This window comes from Kitasatospora sp. NPDC051164, assembly GCF_044455625.1.
Lineage (GTDB): Bacteria > Actinomycetota > Actinomycetes > Streptomycetales > Streptomycetaceae > Kitasatospora.
Map to the genome: position 1 here is coordinate 36,514 of NZ_JBITFB010000008.1, position 15,994 is coordinate 52,507.

General features: G+C 72.5%; 23 protein-coding genes. 13 read left to right on the top strand and 10 right to left on the bottom strand.

The window, feature by feature from the left end:
• The first annotated feature begins 1 nt into the window (after position 1).
• Positions 2 to 601: a dephospho-CoA kinase gene (coaE, locus tag ACIBEC_RS13735; RefSeq protein WP_360499132.1), complete on the top strand. Its 600-nt coding sequence runs from the start codon at positions 2 to 4 to the stop codon at positions 599 to 601.
• Positions 602 to 770: 169 nt separating this feature from the next.
• On the top strand, positions 771 to 1,385 hold the full coding sequence (locus ACIBEC_RS13740; protein WP_360499134.1) for a GNAT family N-acetyltransferase: 615 nt from the start codon (positions 771 to 773) through the stop codon (positions 1,383 to 1,385).
• Between the two features lie 32 nt (positions 1,386 to 1,417).
• Here the strand turns inward: ACIBEC_RS13740 and ACIBEC_RS13745 are convergent, their stop codons facing one another.
• Positions 1,418 to 2,164, bottom strand: a complete 747-nt coding sequence (locus ACIBEC_RS13745) for a hypothetical protein (RefSeq protein ID WP_360499136.1) — start codon at positions 2,162 to 2,164, stop codon at positions 1,418 to 1,420.
• Between the two features lie 79 nt (positions 2,165 to 2,243).
• On the opposite strand from ACIBEC_RS13745, the gene ACIBEC_RS13750 reads away from it, so the two are divergent.
• From ACIBEC_RS13750 to ACIBEC_RS13760, 3 genes are all read left to right on the top strand, one after another.
• Complete coding sequence (locus tag ACIBEC_RS13750) at positions 2,244 to 3,143, top strand: LysR family transcriptional regulator (RefSeq protein WP_360499390.1); 900 nt, start codon at positions 2,244 to 2,246, stop codon at positions 3,141 to 3,143.
• A gap of 68 nt (positions 3,144 to 3,211) precedes the next feature.
• A complete protein-coding gene (locus ACIBEC_RS13755) occupies positions 3,212 to 3,769 on the top strand; it encodes a GNAT family N-acetyltransferase (protein WP_360499138.1) in 558 nt (185 codons plus the stop codon).
• A 143-nt stretch (positions 3,770 to 3,912) separates the two neighbouring features.
• Entirely contained in the window at positions 3,913 to 4,470 is a 558-nt protein-coding gene (locus tag ACIBEC_RS13760; protein WP_360499140.1) for a hypothetical protein, read from the top strand.
• 223 nt (positions 4,471 to 4,693) lie between these two features.
• On the opposite strand, the gene ACIBEC_RS13765 is transcribed toward ACIBEC_RS13760, so the two are convergent.
• Both ACIBEC_RS13765 and ACIBEC_RS13770 read right to left on the bottom strand, forming a co-directional pair.
• Positions 4,694 to 5,518: a hypothetical protein gene (locus ACIBEC_RS13765; protein ID WP_360499142.1), complete on the bottom strand. Its 825-nt coding sequence runs from the start codon at positions 5,516 to 5,518 to the stop codon at positions 4,694 to 4,696.
• A gap of 580 nt (positions 5,519 to 6,098) precedes the next feature.
• Complete coding sequence (locus tag ACIBEC_RS13770) at positions 6,099 to 6,482, bottom strand: hypothetical protein (RefSeq protein WP_360499144.1); 384 nt, start codon at positions 6,480 to 6,482, stop codon at positions 6,099 to 6,101.
• Between the two features lie 109 nt (positions 6,483 to 6,591).
• Between ACIBEC_RS13770 and ACIBEC_RS13775 the strand changes: the two genes are divergently transcribed.
• A complete protein-coding gene (locus ACIBEC_RS13775) occupies positions 6,592 to 7,068 on the top strand; it encodes a MarR family transcriptional regulator (protein WP_360499146.1) in 477 nt (158 codons plus the stop codon).
• A gap of 113 nt (positions 7,069 to 7,181) precedes the next feature.
• Here the strand turns inward: ACIBEC_RS13775 and ACIBEC_RS13780 are convergent, their stop codons facing one another.
• The 5 genes from ACIBEC_RS13780 to ACIBEC_RS13800 form a co-directional block, all read right to left on the bottom strand.
• Positions 7,182 to 8,441, bottom strand: coding sequence for an alpha/beta hydrolase-fold protein (locus ACIBEC_RS13780; protein ID WP_360499148.1), 1,260 nt, complete (start codon positions 8,439 to 8,441; stop codon positions 7,182 to 7,184).
• Positions 8,442 to 8,477: 36 nt separating this feature from the next.
• The gene (locus ACIBEC_RS13785) at positions 8,478 to 9,194 is read right to left on the bottom strand and encodes a class I SAM-dependent methyltransferase (RefSeq protein ID WP_360499150.1); all 717 of its coding nucleotides are present in this window, start codon (positions 9,192 to 9,194) and stop codon (positions 8,478 to 8,480) included.
• Between the two features lie 205 nt (positions 9,195 to 9,399).
• On the bottom strand, positions 9,400 to 9,603 hold the full coding sequence (locus tag ACIBEC_RS13790) for a DUF6879 family protein (RefSeq protein WP_360499152.1): 204 nt from the start codon (positions 9,601 to 9,603) through the stop codon (positions 9,400 to 9,402).
• A 150-nt stretch (positions 9,604 to 9,753) separates the two neighbouring features.
• Positions 9,754 to 9,975: a DUF397 domain-containing protein gene (locus ACIBEC_RS13795; RefSeq protein ID WP_360499154.1), complete on the bottom strand. Its 222-nt coding sequence runs from the start codon at positions 9,973 to 9,975 to the stop codon at positions 9,754 to 9,756.
• Positions 9,972 to 10,817 (bottom strand): helix-turn-helix transcriptional regulator, encoded by an 846-nt coding sequence (locus ACIBEC_RS13800; RefSeq protein WP_360499156.1) that lies wholly within the window; start codon positions 10,815 to 10,817, stop codon positions 9,972 to 9,974. Before ACIBEC_RS13800 ends, ACIBEC_RS13795 begins: the two co-directional genes overlap by 4 nt.
• Positions 10,818 to 11,123: 306 nt before the next feature.
• Between ACIBEC_RS13800 and ACIBEC_RS13805 the strand changes: the two genes are divergently transcribed.
• From ACIBEC_RS13805 to ACIBEC_RS13835, 7 genes are all read left to right on the top strand, one after another.
• Positions 11,124 to 11,516, top strand: coding sequence for an ATP-binding protein (locus tag ACIBEC_RS13805; RefSeq protein WP_360499158.1), 393 nt, complete (start codon positions 11,124 to 11,126; stop codon positions 11,514 to 11,516).
• Positions 11,513 to 11,788, top strand: coding sequence for a hypothetical protein (locus ACIBEC_RS13810; protein ID WP_360499160.1), 276 nt, complete (start codon positions 11,513 to 11,515; stop codon positions 11,786 to 11,788). The genes ACIBEC_RS13805 and ACIBEC_RS13810 overlap by 4 nt, the downstream gene beginning before the upstream one ends.
• On the top strand, positions 11,785 to 11,961 hold the full coding sequence (locus ACIBEC_RS13815; RefSeq protein WP_360499162.1) for a hypothetical protein: 177 nt from the start codon (positions 11,785 to 11,787) through the stop codon (positions 11,959 to 11,961). The genes ACIBEC_RS13810 and ACIBEC_RS13815 overlap by 4 nt, the downstream gene beginning before the upstream one ends.
• Positions 11,962 to 12,026: 65 nt before the next feature.
• Positions 12,027 to 12,485, top strand: coding sequence for a hypothetical protein (locus ACIBEC_RS13820; protein ID WP_360499164.1), 459 nt, complete (start codon positions 12,027 to 12,029; stop codon positions 12,483 to 12,485).
• A 44-nt stretch (positions 12,486 to 12,529) separates the two neighbouring features.
• The gene (locus ACIBEC_RS13825; RefSeq protein WP_360499166.1) at positions 12,530 to 12,982 is read left to right on the top strand and encodes a hypothetical protein; all 453 of its coding nucleotides are present in this window, start codon (positions 12,530 to 12,532) and stop codon (positions 12,980 to 12,982) included.
• Between the two features lie 182 nt (positions 12,983 to 13,164).
• Complete coding sequence (locus ACIBEC_RS13830) at positions 13,165 to 13,836, top strand: SUMF1/EgtB/PvdO family nonheme iron enzyme (RefSeq protein WP_360499168.1); 672 nt, start codon at positions 13,165 to 13,167, stop codon at positions 13,834 to 13,836.
• 46 nt (positions 13,837 to 13,882) lie between these two features.
• Entirely contained in the window at positions 13,883 to 14,404 is a 522-nt protein-coding gene (locus ACIBEC_RS13835) for a GNAT family protein (protein WP_360499170.1), read from the top strand.
• 12 nt (positions 14,405 to 14,416) lie between these two features.
• On the opposite strand, the gene ACIBEC_RS13840 is transcribed toward ACIBEC_RS13835, so the two are convergent.
• Positions 14,417 to 15,346, bottom strand: a complete 930-nt coding sequence (locus ACIBEC_RS13840) for an aminoglycoside phosphotransferase family protein (RefSeq protein ID WP_360499172.1) — start codon at positions 15,344 to 15,346, stop codon at positions 14,417 to 14,419.
• Positions 15,347 to 15,389: 43 nt separating this feature from the next.
• Positions 15,390 to 15,938, bottom strand: a complete 549-nt coding sequence (gene soxR, locus ACIBEC_RS13845; RefSeq protein WP_360499174.1) for a redox-sensitive transcriptional activator SoxR — start codon at positions 15,936 to 15,938, stop codon at positions 15,390 to 15,392.
• Positions 15,939 to 15,994 lie beyond the last annotated feature (56 nt).

The following is a 15,994-nucleotide window of genomic DNA, read 5'->3' on the forward strand; positions in this document are numbered from 1 at the left end:
CATGCTGAAGATCGGACTGACGGGTGGCATCGGCGCGGGCAAGAGCGAGGTGTCCCGGCTGTTCGCCGCGCACGGCGCGGTGATCGTGGACTCCGACGTGATCGCCCGCGAGGTGGTCGCCCCCGGGACGGACGGTCTGGCGGCCGTCGTCGCCGAGTTCGGCCCGCAGGTGCTGCGGGAGGACGGCGCGCTGGACCGCCCGGCCCTCGGGGCGATCGTGTTCGCCGACCCGGAGCGGCTGAAGGCACTGAACGCGATCGTCCACCCGCTGGTGCGGACCCGCTCCGCCGAACTGGAGGCGGCGGCCGCGCCGGACGCGGTCGTGGTGCACGACGTGCCGCTGCTGGCCGAGAACGGGCTGGCGCCGCTGTTCGACCTGATCGTGGTGGTCGACGCGGCCGACGAGGTGCGGCTGGACCGGCTGGTGCGACTGCGCGGGATGGCCGAGCACGAGGCCCGGGCCCGGATGGACGCCCAGGCCTCGCGGGCCGACCGGCTGGCGATCGCGGACCTGGTGATCGACAACGGCGCCGGGCTGGCGGAACTGTCGGCCCGGGTGGACGAGGTCTGGACGGAACTGGCGGAGCGCGCGGCGGTCTGACCTGCGGATCAGGCTGAGTGTCTGCCGTGCTGCGGCCGGCTCCTCGGCCCGGGCGGCACGGGGCGAACCTCGCGCATCTCCCGCGTCGGCCGGGGCGTTCGGCGGCCGCTCGGATCGAGTGGCCGGGAAGGGACTGTCGCAAGGCCGCCGGTGGGGAGAGCATGGCGGAATGAATGATCGTTTTTCGCTCGATCCGCACCTTGCCGAGTCGATTCCCCCCGATCCGCACCTCGCCGAGCCGAACCCCGCCGGGGCGCACCTCGCCGGGGCGCCGGCCGTCGAACGGCTGGAGCGGTACACCCGCGCCGAGCAGGAGGAGATCCTCGGCCCCGGGGACGACCCGTACGGGGTCGCGTACACCGGGCTGACCTTCCTGCCCAAGGAGATCCACTTCGGGGTCCGGGCCGCCGGCGGCCGGCTGGTCGCCCACACCGGGCTGCTGCCGCTGTCGCTCACCGCGGGCGGCACCGACCTGACGGCGATGGGCGTCGGCGGGGTGTGCGTCGCGCCCGACCGGCGCGGCGGCGGCCTCGCCCACGCCGTGGTCGGGGCCGCCCTGGACCACGCGCGTACGCTCGGCCACCGGCGCGCGCTGCTGTTCTGCCGCCCGCCGCTGACCGCGTTCTACCGGGGACTCGGCTTCCGGGAGGTGGCGGAGGAGGTGACGGTGGAGCAGCCGGAGGGGAGGCTGGCGGTGATGCCGCTGCGCACGATGTGGGCACCGCTGTCGGCGGGGGCCGGGTGGCCGGAGGGACCGGTGCGGCTGCGGTCCCTGCCGATGTGAGGCCGGCCGCCCGTCGTCGGTGTGAGGCCGGCTCAGGCGGTGACGGCCCAGGCGGTGTCCGCGTGGGCGCCGGCGTCGGCGTGGGCCACGGCGGCGGCGGCCAGTGCGCGGATCATGGCGTGCGCCCGGGTGCCGTCGCCGGACAGCTCGGGCTGGAACAGTGAGGCGAGGAAGAACGGGTGGTCCGGCAGCTCCAGGATCCGCACCTCGCCCGACTCGTCCGCGCCGCTGAACCGCAGGCCGTGCGCGCGCAGCCGGTCCAGGTAGGCGGCGTTGAGGCCGTACGCGCAGTGGTAGCGCTCCAGGGTGCGGGTGGTGCCGAGGACCCGCTCGGCGAGGGTGCCCGGGGTGAGCGTGACGGGGCCCTCGTGGCCGACCAGCGAGCAGCTCAGCGGGGCGATCACCTGCTGCTCCCCATCGGGGTGCTCCTCGCCGTGGACGGCGTCGGTCAGGCCGCAGACGTTGTGGGCGTACTCCAGCACCGCGTGCTGGAACCCGGCGCAGGTGCCGAGGAAGGGGATGCCGCGCTCGCGGGCGGTCCGGACGGCGGCCAGGGCTCCCGCCTCGCTGCGGTACGGGCTGCCGGGCAGCAGCCAGACGGCGTCGAAGCCGTCGAGGGCGCCGGGTGCTTCGGCGTCCTCGGTCGGGATCCAGTAGGCGTCCAGGGCGAGTCGGTCGTGTTCGGCGAGGGCGTCGAGCAGGCCCGGGATGCGGGCGTGCGAGCGGACGGCGGGGGAGCGGTCGCCGACCAGGGCGATCCGAGGGGTCAGGTAGGTCATGCGGCTATCCTGACCCCGCATCCGAGATCAGCGCCAACGATGATTTCTTACCTCTCGATCAGATCGGTTGATGACCGCCGTGGATCCCCAGCAGCTGCGCACCTTCGTCACCGTCACCCGCCTCGCCTCCTTCTCCGACGCGGCGCGGGAACTCGGCTACACCCAGTCCGCGGTCTCGCAGCAGATCGCCGCGCTGGAGGCGGACCTCGGCACCGCCCTGCTGGTCCGCCGCCCGGTCGGCCCGACCGAGGCGGGGCGGCGGCTGCTGGAGCACGCCGCGCCGCTGCTGGTCCGGCTGGAGGCGGCGCGCGCCGACGTCGCGCGCCTGGCGGGTGCCGCGAGCGCCCGGTTGGTGCTCGGCGCCACACCACTGGCGGTCGGGGCGACCCTGGGGCGCGCGCTCGGCGAGGTGCGCCGGGCGTACCCGGGGGTGCAGCCGGTGGTCCGGGTGCTCGCCCAGGACGTGCTGCCCGCGCAGGTCGCCACCGGCGAGGTCGACCTCGCCCTGGTCGACGGCCTGGCCGCGCCCAGCGACCCGCTGCCGCTGCCCGACGTCGGCCCGCTGCGTACCGTCGCGGTGGACGAGCGGCCGGTCGTCGTCGCCCTGCCCGCCGGCCACCCGCTGGCGGGCCGCGGCGGTCTCGCACTCGCCGACCTCTCCGCCGCCCGCTGGCTGGACGCCCCCGACCTCGCCCCGCCGGTCGCCCGGCTGCGCGCGGCCGCGGGCGTCGACGGCTTCCGGCCCGCCACCCGCTACCAGGGCACCGATGTGCACGGGCTGCTCGCGCTGGTCGCGGCCGGGCACGGGCTCACGCTGCTGCCCGAGCCGGTGCCGGCCGGGGTGCCCGGGGTCGCGAGCGCGCCGATCGCCGTGCCCCGGCTGGTGCACCGCACCGAGCTGGTGCACGGGAGCCTGCCGGAGGGGCCGGCGGCGCTGCTGGCGCGGTTGCTGGAGGAGACGCGGGCCGACGCGGTCTGATCGGGCCGTCTTCGGGTTGGGAGAATTCGGCTTGCGGGGGCTACCTGCATCGATGAAATGATCACGCGATGAGCACCATCACCATCAGGCGGGTACGGCAAGAGGACTGGGCCCGGGTCAAGGAGATCCGGCTGGACGCGCTCCGCGACCCGGTCGCGGCCATCGCCTTCCTCGACACCTACGAGCAGGCGTCCGCCAAGCCCGACCGGTTCTGGCAGGACCGCACCACGGGAGCGGCGGCGGGCTCCGCCGTGGCGCAGTTCGTCGGCGAGGACGCGGACGGGCGCTGGCTCGGCACGGTCAGCGTGCTGGTGGAGCGGCCCGGCGGGTCGGGAGCCCTGGAAGGCGACGTCGTCGAGGTCGAGCAGGCGCAGATCGCCGGGTTCTACGTCCGGCCCGAGGCGCGCGGCACCGGGCTGGCGCACGACCTCGTCCGGGCCGCCCGGGACTGGTCGTGGTCGCTCGCCGAACCCCGGATCCAGCGCGTGCGGCTGTTCGTCCACGAGGACAACGCCCGCGCCGAGGCGATGTATGTCAGGGCCGGGTTCGAGCGCTCCGGCGTGGTGCTGCCCCTGCCGGGTGACGTGCCGGGCCGGGAGGTCGAACTGGCGGTGTCCCGGGGCTGATCGCGCGACGTTGCGGCCGGTCGCGGTTGTGAAGGCGGGGTCACCAGGCGTTCACGTCCTGGGTCTGACGGTCGTCGCGTGCGCGGTGCTGTCATGAGCAGAGTCGCCCGGCAACAGGCCGGGCCGACCCAGGAGACTTCCCCATGATGCTCCGTCAGCGCATGACCGTCATCGCCGCGGCGGCCGCCCTGGCCGCCGCCGGCCTCGCCACCGGCACCGCGCACGCCGCCGCCCCGGCGACCGCCGCCGCCCCGAAGTCCCACACGCTCTCCGCGAGTTGTTCGCAGGCGTACCTGCCGCTGCCCGACCCGTACTGCACCCCCGGCGCGTACAACCCGGCCGTCACCCAGGACACCATCGGGCAGACCATCTGCGTCTCCGGCTGGACCGCCACCGTCCGCCCGTCGACCAGCTACACCAACGCCCTGAAGGTGCAGCAGATCGCCCAGTACGGCTACGCGGACACCAGCACGGCCGACTACGAGGAGGACCACCTCGTCCCGCTGGAGCTCGGCGGCGCCCCGCGCGACCCGGCCAACCTGTGGCCCGAGCCGCGCTACGGCAGCCAGCCGGCCACGAGCAAGGACTCCGTCGAGACCAAGCTCAAGAACGCGGTGTGCGGCGGGCGGGTCGGCCTGGAGGACGCCCGCAGCGCGATCGCCAGTGACTGGACCACGGCGCTCAGCGTCCTGGGGTTGTGACGCCCTGCTTCCTTGAGACGCTCGGTGGCTTCCAGGCGCCCTGACGTCCTGACACGGTGACGTCCTGAAGCCCTGAAGCCCTGAAGCGCTGACGCCTGCACGCGGTGAAGCCGGTTCACCGCGTGCGGGCGCGAAGGAGCCGTCCGGCCCGTCCGGTCCCCTGTGCCGGACGGGCCGGACGGCCGTCTATGGGGGTGCGGGCGCTCGCGTGGAGCGCCGAGGATCAGTTGCAGCCGGGAAGGGCCTCGCACATCGGCGCGGTCATGCCGGTGCCGACGTACTTGTCCTCCGGGGCCTTCCAGGCGTCCTTGGGCTGGGCGCCGGCCTTGGTGGTCGCCCAGACGGACAGCTCACTGACCGCCCCGCCGTCGGTGACCACGTACTCGTGCAGGGTGACGGTGGTGCCGTCGGCCTGCGGGACGGTCAGGACGGCGGCGAAGTACGGCGCGTCGTCGGCGCTGTTGACCTTGACGGTGGCGCCGGGCACGGTCTTGGCGCAGCCCTTGAGGGCGTCCGTCAGGTGTCCGTCCGTCAGGTTGGTCGCCTGCTTGGTGCCGCTGCTGTGGGTCGGGTCGCCCTCGAAGAGCAGGGTCTGCTGGGCCGTCCAGCGGTCGCCGCCGAAGCCCACCGAGGCCTTCGCGGAGGCGGTGCCGGTGAACATCCACTCGTCGTCCTTGGCGACCGCTGCGTGGCACAGCTCCATGCCCTTGAACTGGACCGGGCCGGTCTGCGGCTTGGCGTTGGCCGCCAGCGGCGCGTAGTGGTAGGTCTCGTCCATCGGGATGCTCTTGGTGTCCATCCAGGCCTTGGCCGGGATGCCCTTGGCGCCGTCGGTGCCGCCGTTGCCGGCCGGCTTGGTGGCGCCCGTGGTGGGGGCGCCGGTGGCGGTGCCCGCAGGGGCGGCGGTGCCCGCGGGGGCGGCGGTGGACGGGGCGGGGGCGGCGGTCTTGCCGGCGTCCTGGCCGCTGTTGTCCGGTCCGCAGGCGCTGAGGGCGCCCAGGCAGACGAGGGCTGCGGCGGTGGCGGTGACCAGTCGGATGCTGCGCAACTGACGATTCCTCAAGTGTCCGGTGGCGTGGGGCGGGGTCGGGCGCGCGTCGGCCGTGGGCCGCGGGTGCGCGGCACCGCCCGTCCGTTCGCGCCGCCCGGGTGACCCGTGATCGCGGGCACTCGGCATGGCTGTTCCTCCCCCGTTGACGTACGGCCGTCCGGCTCCTGGTCGCTGCCGCCCTCCTCTGGTCTGAGGGGCGGTCAGCGCCGGTGCTGCGTCGACGGCGGTCGAAAACCTATGCCAACGCGCCGCCGGGAGCAAAGCGGGATTCCGGCGGATGCTCCGGCGGCCGGGGCGGTTGCAGGACGATGATGGGGAACGTGTGTGCGGGGGCGGCGGGAGCTATGGCGGTGCGCGGGGGACTCCTGGGGCGCGCAGCCCTGGTGGTGCGCCGCTCGCGGCGGCGGATTTCCGCTGCTGGGGCCTGGTGCTGCGGGCCCGTACGGTGCCCTCGGGGTGCCGGGTCGGACGGGCGGTCCGGACCCGGCCGGACAGGCGGGTGGGGCTCCGGCGGCCGCCGACACCAAGGCTTTCCCCTGTGGGGCCCGGGCGGCGGCGACCGGGGAATCGTCGGCGGTCAGGCCACCTGGCCGCCGATGCCGGAGCGGCCCGCCGCCACGCCCTCCACGGTGACGACGGTCTGCCGTCCGGCGGCCTCGCCGAGGGTGCCGGTGATCGCCTCGGTGACGGCCGCGACCAGGCGGGCGGGCGCGTCCGGGACGTGCGGCAGGTGGTAGGCCGCCTCCCGCATGCTGAGCGCGACCACCGGCGCGGCCTCGCCGGTCGGCACCCCGCCGATGCCCCGGCGGCGCTGCGGGACGCCGATCAGCTCGACCGCGACCATCGGGCGGGCTTGCTCGCCGAAGACCGTGGCGACGGCCTCGGTGAGGGCGGCGATGAGGCGCGGTTCGACGGTGGCGTCGAGGGACTCCTCGCGGATGTGCAGGCTCAAGTGCGGCATGGCGGAGCTCCGTTCGGTTCGGGTCGGCTCGGTTCGTACCATGGACGGGCAGGCTCGCTTTGCACGTAAAACATCTTTGATATCAAAGATAACTGAGGAGAGGCGCGCGATGTCAACGCCCAAGGGGGAGTCACGGCCTGGGGACGGCCTCGACGACGCCGTACGGTCCATGCTGCTGCTGATGCCCCGGCTGGTCGGACGGGCCAAGCGGATCCCTGTCCCCGAACCGCTGCGCACCTTCGCGCTCGCCCCCCGGCACCTGTCCCTGCTGGCCTGCCTGCTGCTCGACGGGCCGATGGGCGTCAACGGCCTCGCCGCCCGCCTGGAGATCGCCCCCACCACGGTCAGCCTGATGGTCGGCGACCTCAGCCGCCAAGGCATCCTCGAACGGCGGGAGGACGAGGCCGACCGCCGGCGCCGCATCGTCGCCATCGCCCCCGCCCACCTGCCCGCCATCGAGAGCTGGCTCGCCCCCGGCGCCGCCGCCTGGCGCACCGCCCTCGCCCCGCTCGACCCCGCGCAGCGGCGCCTGGTCGTCGACACGCTCCTGGCGTACGAGGCGGCCGTGGGGCGGGAACGGGACTGACCGGCCCGGGGCCGGCCTCGGCTCCGGATTCGGCTTCGGCTTCGGCTTCGGCTTCGGTCTTGGCTTTGGGTTCGGCCTCGGTTTTGTGGCTTCGGTCCTGGCTTCGGCCGCCGCTACGCGTGGGTGCCCGGGACACCGAGCTGCTGGGCGAGCCAGGGAAGGGCCTGGGCGAAGGTCGCGGCGCCGGTCTGCCAGCTGTGCTTGCCCGAGCCGACGGAGCTGACCGTGCGGATGCCGTCCTTCCTGGCCGCCGCCTCCAAGGCCTTGGCGGACTCGATCTGGCCGTGCTCCTCGTCGCCCTGGCCGAAGTAGCCGGAGACCCCCTGGTACTTGGGGTGATGGGCGAGCACGGTCAGCGGGTCGTGGGCCGCCCAGGCCGCGCTGTCACCCCCGTACAGCTCCTGCACGGTGTGGTCCTTGTCGCCGATGTACGGGCCCCTGTCGCCGGAGAAGTCACCGAAGTGCGTGAAGACGTCGGGGTGTTCGACAGTGAGGTCGACGGCACAGGTGCCGCCCATCGACCAGCCGGCCACCCCCCACTTGTGCGGGTCGGTGGCCGCGTTGAAGGTCTTCTGGACGAACGGCGGGACGTCCTTGAGCAGATGGGCTTCGGCGTGGCCGTGCGGGCCGTCCACGCACTCGGTGTCCACCCGGAAACCGCCGGTGGCGTCCACGAAGACCAGGATCGGCGCGAAGCCGTTGTGCCGGGCGGCGAACGCGTCGGCCGTCCTCACCGCGTTGCCGGAACGGATCCAGTTGTCCGGCGCCGCGAACTCGCCGCCGATCATCTCCAGCACCGGCAGCTTGGGCCGGGCCTGACTGCGGAACCAGGCGGGCGGCAGGTAGACCAGCTCCTGGCGGTGGGCGAAGCCGCTGGCGGTGTCCGGTATGTCGACCTGGACGATGCGGCCGGTCTTCGTCTTCCCGTGGATCGAGGCGAGTTCGGCCAGCGTGATCTGGTCTGGCAGCGGCTGCCCGCTCAGCTCGCCGACCGCGTCGCCCAGCGTCGGGTAGTAGCCGGTGGCGATGTTCACGCTGTTCGCGGCGCAGAACAGCGCCAGCACGGCCGTCGGCGCCGCCAGAGCCCGCCGCCACCACCGCGCGCCGCGCCAGCCGAACCCGAGCACGCACAACGCAGCGACCGCCACCCCGCACCACAGCCACACCCCGTACGGGATCGGATCGGTGATCCCGGCCAGGGTGAGCACGGCCACGGCGGCGACCGCGGTGACCGCCAGCGCCGTCCCGAGCGCGATCGGCCCCCACCTCACCCGCCACGCCCGGTCCCGCCGGACCAGCGTGCCCAGGAACAACGCAAGGGCCACGGCCTGGACCGTCCACGGGAACCAGCCGTCGAGCAGGGAGACGTTCATGCGGTCGGAGGCTAGGCGCGGAGGATGAGAGACCGGTTAAAGACTGACAGCTCGCTGGAAGAGAGCTGTGAGGAGGAAGGGGACACCGAAGAGTGGGGAATCGGCCGACTGGGCGGCCATCGGGCGGACCTCCACCGGAGTGAAGTCCCGGAAAAGGGAATGGAGTTCGTCCGGTGAATAGGCCAGGCCGCCCTCCAGGGCGCCGAGCCGGTACAGCTCCTCGTCCGGCCGCTCCGAGCCCATCGCCCCGGCGGCGAACGCCGTGACGGCGAAGAACCCGCCCGGCGCGAGAACACGGTCCAGGAGGGCGAGGTAGCTGACCCGGCGGTGCGGCGGGAGGTGGTGCAGACAGCCGGAGTCGTAGACCAGATCGTAGTGGGCGTACGGAAGTTCGGCGTCGAAGATGCTCGCCCGGTGGAAGCGCGGATTGGCACCGACCCCGGCCTCGCGGGCGCGCTCCCCGGCCCAGGCGACGGCGGCGGATGACAGGTCGACGGCATCGACATCGAAGCCGGCCGCTGCCAGGTGGATCGCGTTCCGGCCGGGCCCGCAACCGAGATCGAGCGCGCGGGCAGGGGCGGCGACCAGGCCGCGATCCAGGTAGGAGACCAGGTTCTCGTCCGGCTTGGGCGCGAAGAACGGAGGCTCGGCGGACCGGTCCGCGTAGAAGCGCTCCCAGAATGGCTCGGCCGGCGGGAAGAGTCCGTCAAGGAGGGCGAGAACGTCCTCGGTGGTGCGGATCGTGCGGTTCATGCGGCTGAGCGTAGGCGGTTCAATGAGCTGCCGCGAGCGACGCAGAACCCGCTGGGGAATGGTCAGTTGGGGCTCTGGTGGCAGCCGTGGGAACGGGTGGTTCGGCGCCGGACCGGCGCGCGGCAGCACGCCCACCGCAGGCCGGGAACAGCCCTTTCTGCGCGGCGGCAGGAGGCCTTGTAGCGGGGGCGGCGTAACGCTTTGGTCAAAGCCGCGCGGACCGTCGCCCCCACCGGGTCCAGTGCTGCGACTCCGGGTCGTTGTCGGCGTACCCGCTGCGAAGGAACTCGGCGAAGCCGCCGCTGTCCTGACCGGCATAGGTGTCCCGCATCTCCAGGTGAACGGCAGAGCGTTGGGCGCTCTTCAGCAGATCGGCGAAGTCCGGCACCTTATCGGCGCTCTGAGTCATCGCATGCCTTCCCCAAGATCGGAGCCACCCTGGCGGGGATGCGGACGACGAGCTCGGGATCGGGCACGCCCTTGGCATGGCCGGGTGCGGGGCCGACATGCCGCGCACTCGGGCGGCCCCGCGCGCCACGCGGGGCCGCCCGTCGATTGCCTAGAGGGCGGCCGGAAAGTCGTCGGAGTGGATGCCGGCGAGGAAGGACTGCCAGGCCTCCGGGGTGAACTTGAGGGCCGGACCGTGGGGATCCTTGCTGTCGCGGACCGGGATGATGCCGGTGATGCCATCGGCGATTTCGACGCAGTCGTCGTTCGGGTTGCTGGCGCTTGCTTTCTTCCACTGCACGGGGAGTGCGGAGGCGACGGGGAAGTGGGTCACTTGAGCGTGTCTCTCTTCTGTGCGATGAGGTTACGAGACTGGTCCAGATCCAAGGCAGTTGCCATGATTTCGTCGAACGCTGCTCGATAGATGTCGACTTGGTCCGGGTCCTCCACCCAGTCGCTGCTGAGCATTCCGCTGAGCAGGACCAGGTCGAGATCGCGTTGCCGAAACTCCAGGAGCGCGAACGCGCCAGCCATTCCCGGATGCGGCGGAGCCATCGCGGGCATGATCTGGACTTTGATGTTGGGGAGCTGGCTGAACTGCAGCAGCTTGTCCAACTGGTCGGCCATCACGCCTGGGGCGGCACTCATGGTCAGGGCTGCCTCGTGAACCACAGCCCACAACTTGAGCGGATGCTCGGATCGAGTGAGCACGGACTGCCTGTTGATCCGGACTTCGACGCGCTCTTCGACGCTGGGCTTGTTTATCACTCCACTGGCGATGATGGCGTGGGCGTACTGACGGGTCTGCAGCAATCCTGGAATGTAAGCAGATTGGTAGGACTTGTTGCCCACGGCCGTCTCTTCGAGGCGGATCAGATCTGTGTAGAGCGGGTTCAGTTGCTCGTAGCCCGCCATCCAGCCGGGGCGTCGTTTGTCTCGAAGGATCTCGACGAGGACCTCCTTGAGTTCCTCGTCGCACTCGTAGAAGTCGAGCAGGGCCCGGACGACATCGGGCTTCAGTTGGACGCGAGCGTTCTCGTACCTGCTGAGCTTCACCAGGTTGACGCCCTCGACCTGGGCGACCACCTCTTCGGCTGACAGGTTCTTCAGCTCGCGAAGCCTCCTCAGCTCAGCGGCGATGCGTCGGTACCGCACGGCTGGCACTGCGACTGCCATCTATGTAACCCCTCCAGGACGTTCAGGGACCAGTGTGCATGCGAGTAGTGACGGTTCGCCACCGCCAGCAGGAGCCTGGGAGGCGCACCTTGCCATCAGATCTGAAAGTTTTCATATTTCGATGGCATGCCTTGCGTTGCGCCTTCGACATGCTCCATGCTGTGAGTAACGAAGCGCTGGCTGTGAGTGACGCGCATGGCGTGCGGCTATGGCGCACTCTCATGGGCGCTTCGTGTTGGACGCGTACGGGCCGCCGTGTCGGCCGCCCGGCCTTCTCCACTCATGTGCCTGGAAGGTGTCTTCGCCATGTCTCTGAACTCCTCCACCATCTGGCTGCCGCGCAGCCGTCGTGCTCCCGGGGAGGCCCGTCGCCGGCTCTCCTCGCTCCTCTCCTCCGTCCCTTGCGGGGAGCGGTTCCTCGACTCCGGGCGGCTCGTCGTCTCGGAGTTGGTCACCAATGCCGTTCTGCACGGCACGCCGGCGGGGTACCTCATCTACCTCGCGCTCGACGTCGACTCCACCCGCCTCCGGGTCGAGGTGCACGACGCCCGGCGGGACGACGAGCCGGTTCTCTCCGCGCCCGGTCTCGATGACGAGACCGGGCGCGGGCTCCAGCTGCTCAAGTCCCTGGCCAGTAAGTGGGGTTGCTGCCCGCGCGAGCCGCGCGGCAAGATCGTCTGGTGTGAGGTGGCCGCGTGAGGGCCGATCACGACATCCTCGTGGAGATCCCCGGGGTCAGGCCGCCAGCCGTCCGCACCCTCACCCCCGACGCCCTCGACCGGATCTGGGCCTCCATCTGCCACCTCCCGATGCCCCGCTCCCAGCACCACGCCCTGGAGCGCCGTCTCACCGGCCCCTGCGCCAAGCGCGACATCATCCGCGACCTCGCCGCCAGCCCCGTCCTCGTCATCCCCGTCGGTGTCCGCGAAGTCCGCATCCGCTGGGCGAACCCCTCCGGGGAGCCGGCGTGATCGACCGCATCCGGGACCGGTGGTTCCTGCACTGCTCCCGCACTCCCGTCGCTCGGCTGCTGCGAGCCGAGCGGCGCCGCCTCGGCGTCGAGCTGGCGCGGTGGCTTCCCGAGGCCTCCGTGAGGGTCCGCGAACGCGTCCTCGCCGCGATCGTGGACGACCGGACCGCCTGACGGATCCCAATCCCCCCGCATGCTAGGTTTGAACGTGTTCAAATTACTGCTGTGTGGGGGGAATCATGCTGCGGGTAGCAAGCAGTGCGCGGCGTTCGGCCGTGCTGGCGGAGCTGGTGTGCCTGGCACCGCTGCCGATCCTGCTGCTGACGTCCGGCTTCGGCGAGCCGGTCCGGGTCGTCTGCGCGTCCGTCGGTGCCGCGGCGTGCGCCGTCCCGCTGTTCTTCCGCACGCGGGAGGCGTTCCGGACCGCCTGCGTGTGCGCGGGCGTGACCGCCTCGATCGCCTCCGTGCCGCCGCTGGTCGCCGGTGTCCTGGCGGAGCTCGGGTACCGCGGATGGGTCCTTCTCCTGACCTTCCTGTTCCTCCCGGTCGCCGCTGTCCCTGCCCTGGTGGCCGCTGTCCGGGAGGCCCGCGGCCCCGTGTACGGCCGAGGTGTGGCCGTACTCGGCCGGTCTGTCGGGATCGCCTCGGTGGTGTGCTGGGGCCTGCTCACCATCTTCACGGCGCCGTGGTGGCTGTAGCCCGGATGTCGGCCTCGCGCGCGTCCAACAGTGGAGGGGGAACCGTGGTTGCGGTGCCGGTGAGTGCCCGGTGGCTGTCCGGGTTGGGGATCGTGGCGTTCCTGCTGCCGCTGGTGCCCGTGCTGGCCGGGTTCGGGCCGGCTGGAGCGTTTCTGTACGCGGTCGGGCTGCTCTGTGCGGCCGGGTGCGCCGTGCCGCTCTTCTTCCGCGACCCGAAACGCTTCCGGGTCGCCTGCGCGGCCGCCGGGATGGGCGTCGCGGCGGTGTCGGTGCCGCTGGCGCTCGCGGGCCTCCTGATCGCGCTGGCGATCGCGGGCTGGACGCCTTACCTGGCCTTCCTCGCTCTGCCGATCACCGCGATCGCCGGCCTGATCGCCGGGTTCCAGCGGGCCCGAGGCCGTGAGTGCGGGCGCGGGGCGGCCGTGGTCGCCTGGGCGTGTGCGGCGATCACGGTGATCGGCTGGGTGTGCGTCACCGTTCAGGCGACGGTGATGTAGCGGTGATGTAGCCGTCAGGCCGCAAAGTGCGCCCGCAGGGCGGCGAGGCCGGAGGAGAAGACGCCGTGCACCAGGTCCGCGGACCCCTGCACGCCGGTGCGCCGCTGCCCGCGCACGCGGAGGAGCCGGCAGAGCGGAGCGCGGTCGACCTGCTGCGCGGAGGCGCGTCGTAGGATCGCCGGGTGATCATCATCCCGTCAGGCCGTGTGACGCTGTCCGACCGTCGAACCCAGCGCAGTTGGGCCGTCGAAGTCGACTCGTACGAGCTGGCGGCCTGTCCGGTCACCCGCGAGCAGTACGAGGGCGTGGCCGGCGACCGGCGCCCCGCGCACAGCGTGTCGTGGCAGGACGCCGTCCGCTACTGCAACGAGCTCTCCCGGCGTGAGGGGCTTGCGCCCGCCTACAACCTCGACGGCGAGGACGTCGCCTGGGATCGCGCCGCCGACGGCTACCGGCTGCCCACCGAGGCCGAGTGGGAGCACGCCTGCCGCGCCGGCACGGACGGCCCGCGCTACGGCCCGCTGGACGAGATCGCCTGGCACCGCGCCAACTCGGGCGAGCGCATCCACGACGTGGGTGAACTGCGCCCGAACGACTACGGGTTGTGCGACCTGCTCGGCAACGTGTGGGAGTGGTGCTGGGAGGTCTACGACGCCGAGGTGTACGGCAGCTACCGCGTCCTGCGCGGCGGCGGCTGGTTCGACGAGCACTGGAGCTGCCGCGCCTCAGTGCGCCGCCGCAGCCACCCGACGCTGCGCATCGACGACGTGGGCTTCCGGCTCGCACGGTCGATCGGCGGAGGAGAGCGGACGGGAAGGGACGGGAACGGGCAGGAGCGGATAGCGGAAGGATGAGGGCAGGCGAGGAACCGGCGTGCGGGGCATAGGCGTTGGCGCTGGCATGAGCGACCAAACGATCTCCCTGCGCCCGATCGCCGAAGCCGACCTCCCCGTCCTCGGCGCACTGTTGGGCGACCCCGGGGCGCTGGGGGAGTACCAGTGGTACGGCTGGCGGGACTTGGACCGGTTCCGCCGCCGTTGGGTGGAGGACGGGCTGCTCGGGGACGAGCAGTGGATGCTCGCGGTCGACGTCGACGGCGAGTTCTGCGGCTTCGTCGCCGCGCTGCGCAAGGCCGTGCTGCCGACCGCCCCGTACTGGAACATCGGCGCGCAGCTGCTGCCGCACGTGCGCGGCCGGGGTATCGGCACGCGGGCCCAACGCCTGCTGGTGGACTACCTGTTCGCGCACACCCCCGTCGTCCGACTGGAGGCGGACACCGAGACCGGCAACGTCGCCGAACAGCGCGCCCTGGAGAAGTGCGGCTTCACCCGCGAGGGCGTGCAGCGCGCGCTGACCTTCCGGGACGGCCAGTGGCGCGACGTCGTCCGCTACAGCCTGCTGCGCACCGACTCTCGACCCTAGAGGGCCCCGACCCTAGAGGACCCCGAACCACTCCTCGGCGAGCGCGTCGAGCGTGCGCGCCGAGGGCTTCAACTCCCGGAGGTACCACGGCAGGTGGCTGTAGACGTGGAGCAGCGTGTACGCCATCACCAGCCGGGGCTCGAAACCACGGCCGTAGGCGCGCAGCAGCTGCCCGAGGAGGTGCGGGTCGGCGCGGGTGGTGAAGAGGCCGACGGCGACGAGGTCGTAGGCCGGGTCGCCGATCATGGCGGGCTCGAAGTCGATCAGGCCGGTGAGGCGTAGGCCGGCGGCCGGGTCGGTGAGGAGGTGCTCGCGCATGAACTCGGTGTGCAGCAGGGCGCGCGCCGGGGAGGAGGGGGAGGGGAGCGGGGCGGTGGCGAGGAAGTCGGGGATCTGCTCCAACCAGGCCTCGGGTAGGCCGCGTCGGCGCTGGCGGGCGACGGCTCCGGCGCGCTGGCGGTCCACGAAGGCGGGCCAGTCGCCGGGGCCGAGGACGTCGGCGAGCGGTTCGGGGTCGAGGGCGTGCAGGGCGGCGAGTGCCGAGCCGCAGTCGCGGGCGATCCGTTCGCGGTCGGGCTGCGGGATGCGCGGCCAGGCGGGTGCCAGGCCTTCGCCGGGCAGCCGGGACATCAGGATGTAGCGCCAGCCGTTGACGTACGCGCCGGCCTCCCGGACCTCCGGCGTGGGGATCGGCAGCGCGCCGTGCAGCCGGCCGAGGACGCGTTCCTCGGTGATGCCGTCCTGGGCGCCGGAGGCCGGGAACAGCTTGAGGACGTGCTCGTCGCCGACCGCGTACACCGGGACGGAACCCTCCGCGAAGCGTTCCAGCGGCAGGCCGCCCACGCCGAGCCGGGCACACAGCGCCTCGGCGCCGGGGCGCATCACCGACTCGTCGGGGACGACCGCGTCCCATTCCTCGTCCGTCAGTACCAGGGGCAGCACGGGCGCACCGTACGCAGACCGACGGCCGCGTCGCAAAGGGTTTTCACCGCTCCTCCCGGGGGCCGCCGCAGGCGTCGGCGGTCGGCGAGACCGGCTCGGGCCCGGCGGCCGGGTCGCGGGTGAGCAGGTAGCGGGCGCCGGGGCCGGTCTCTCCGGCGCGGTCGCCGGCGTTGTAGAGGGCGCAGCGGGACAGCGAGAGGCAGCCGCAGCCGATGCAGCCGGACAACTTGCCCTTCAGCCGTTCGAGTTCGGCGATCTGCTCGTCGATGCGGCTCTGCCAGGACTCGGCGACCCGGCCCCACTCGGCGCGGCTGGGCGCCGGGCGATCGGGGAGGCGGTCGAGGGCGACCCTCGCCTCGTCCAGGGAGAGGCCGACCCGCTGGGCGGCGCGGATGAACGCGATCCGGCGCAGGGTGCCGCGGGTGTAGCGGCGTTGACCGCCGGCGGTGCGGGTGGCGTGGATCAGGTCGAGGCTCTCGTAGTAGCGCAGCGCGGACGCGGCGAGGCCGCTGCGGTCGGCGAGTTGGCCGATGGTGAGCAGGTCGCTGTGGTGCGGACCGGGGGCGCGGCGGCCGTCGGGATGGGCGGTCATGGGAGCCCACTGTAGCCGCTTGACCTCAAGCTGGCTTTAAGTTGCACCATCGTGGT

What these genes read in the sequence shown, in the direction of transcription:
- coaE (WP_360499132.1), top strand. Translation starts at nt 2, where the DNA reads ATGCTGAAGATCGGACTGACGGGTGGCATCGGCGCGGGCAAGAGCGAG.
- ACIBEC_RS13740 (WP_360499134.1), top strand. Translation starts at nt 771, where the DNA reads ATGAATGATCGTTTTTCGCTCGATCCGCACCTTGCCGAGTCGATTCCC.
- ACIBEC_RS13745 (WP_360499136.1), bottom strand. Translation starts at nt 2,164, where the DNA reads ATGACCTACCTGACCCCTCGGATCGCCCTGGTCGGCGACCGCTCCCCC.
- ACIBEC_RS13755 (WP_360499138.1), top strand. Translation starts at nt 3,212, where the DNA reads ATGAGCACCATCACCATCAGGCGGGTACGGCAAGAGGACTGGGCCCGG.
- ACIBEC_RS13760 (WP_360499140.1), top strand. Translation starts at nt 3,913, where the DNA reads ATGATGCTCCGTCAGCGCATGACCGTCATCGCCGCGGCGGCCGCCCTG.
- ACIBEC_RS13770 (WP_360499144.1), bottom strand. Translation starts at nt 6,482, where the DNA reads ATGCCGCACTTGAGCCTGCACATCCGCGAGGAGTCCCTCGACGCCACC.
- ACIBEC_RS13775 (WP_360499146.1), top strand. Translation starts at nt 6,592, where the DNA reads ATGTCAACGCCCAAGGGGGAGTCACGGCCTGGGGACGGCCTCGACGAC.
- ACIBEC_RS13780 (WP_360499148.1), bottom strand. Translation starts at nt 8,441, where the DNA reads ATGAACGTCTCCCTGCTCGACGGCTGGTTCCCGTGGACGGTCCAGGCC.
- ACIBEC_RS13785 (WP_360499150.1), bottom strand. Translation starts at nt 9,194, where the DNA reads ATGAACCGCACGATCCGCACCACCGAGGACGTTCTCGCCCTCCTTGAC.
- ACIBEC_RS13790 (WP_360499152.1), bottom strand. Translation starts at nt 9,603, where the DNA reads ATGACTCAGAGCGCCGATAAGGTGCCGGACTTCGCCGATCTGCTGAAG.
- ACIBEC_RS13800 (WP_360499156.1), bottom strand. Translation starts at nt 10,817, where the DNA reads ATGGCAGTCGCAGTGCCAGCCGTGCGGTACCGACGCATCGCCGCTGAG.
- ACIBEC_RS13805 (WP_360499158.1), top strand. Translation starts at nt 11,124, where the DNA reads ATGTCTCTGAACTCCTCCACCATCTGGCTGCCGCGCAGCCGTCGTGCT.
- ACIBEC_RS13820 (WP_360499164.1), top strand. Translation starts at nt 12,027, where the DNA reads ATGCTGCGGGTAGCAAGCAGTGCGCGGCGTTCGGCCGTGCTGGCGGAG.
- ACIBEC_RS13835 (WP_360499170.1), top strand. Translation starts at nt 13,883, where the DNA reads ATGAGCGACCAAACGATCTCCCTGCGCCCGATCGCCGAAGCCGACCTC.
- soxR (WP_360499174.1), bottom strand. Translation starts at nt 15,938, where the DNA reads ATGACCGCCCATCCCGACGGCCGCCGCGCCCCCGGTCCGCACCACAGC.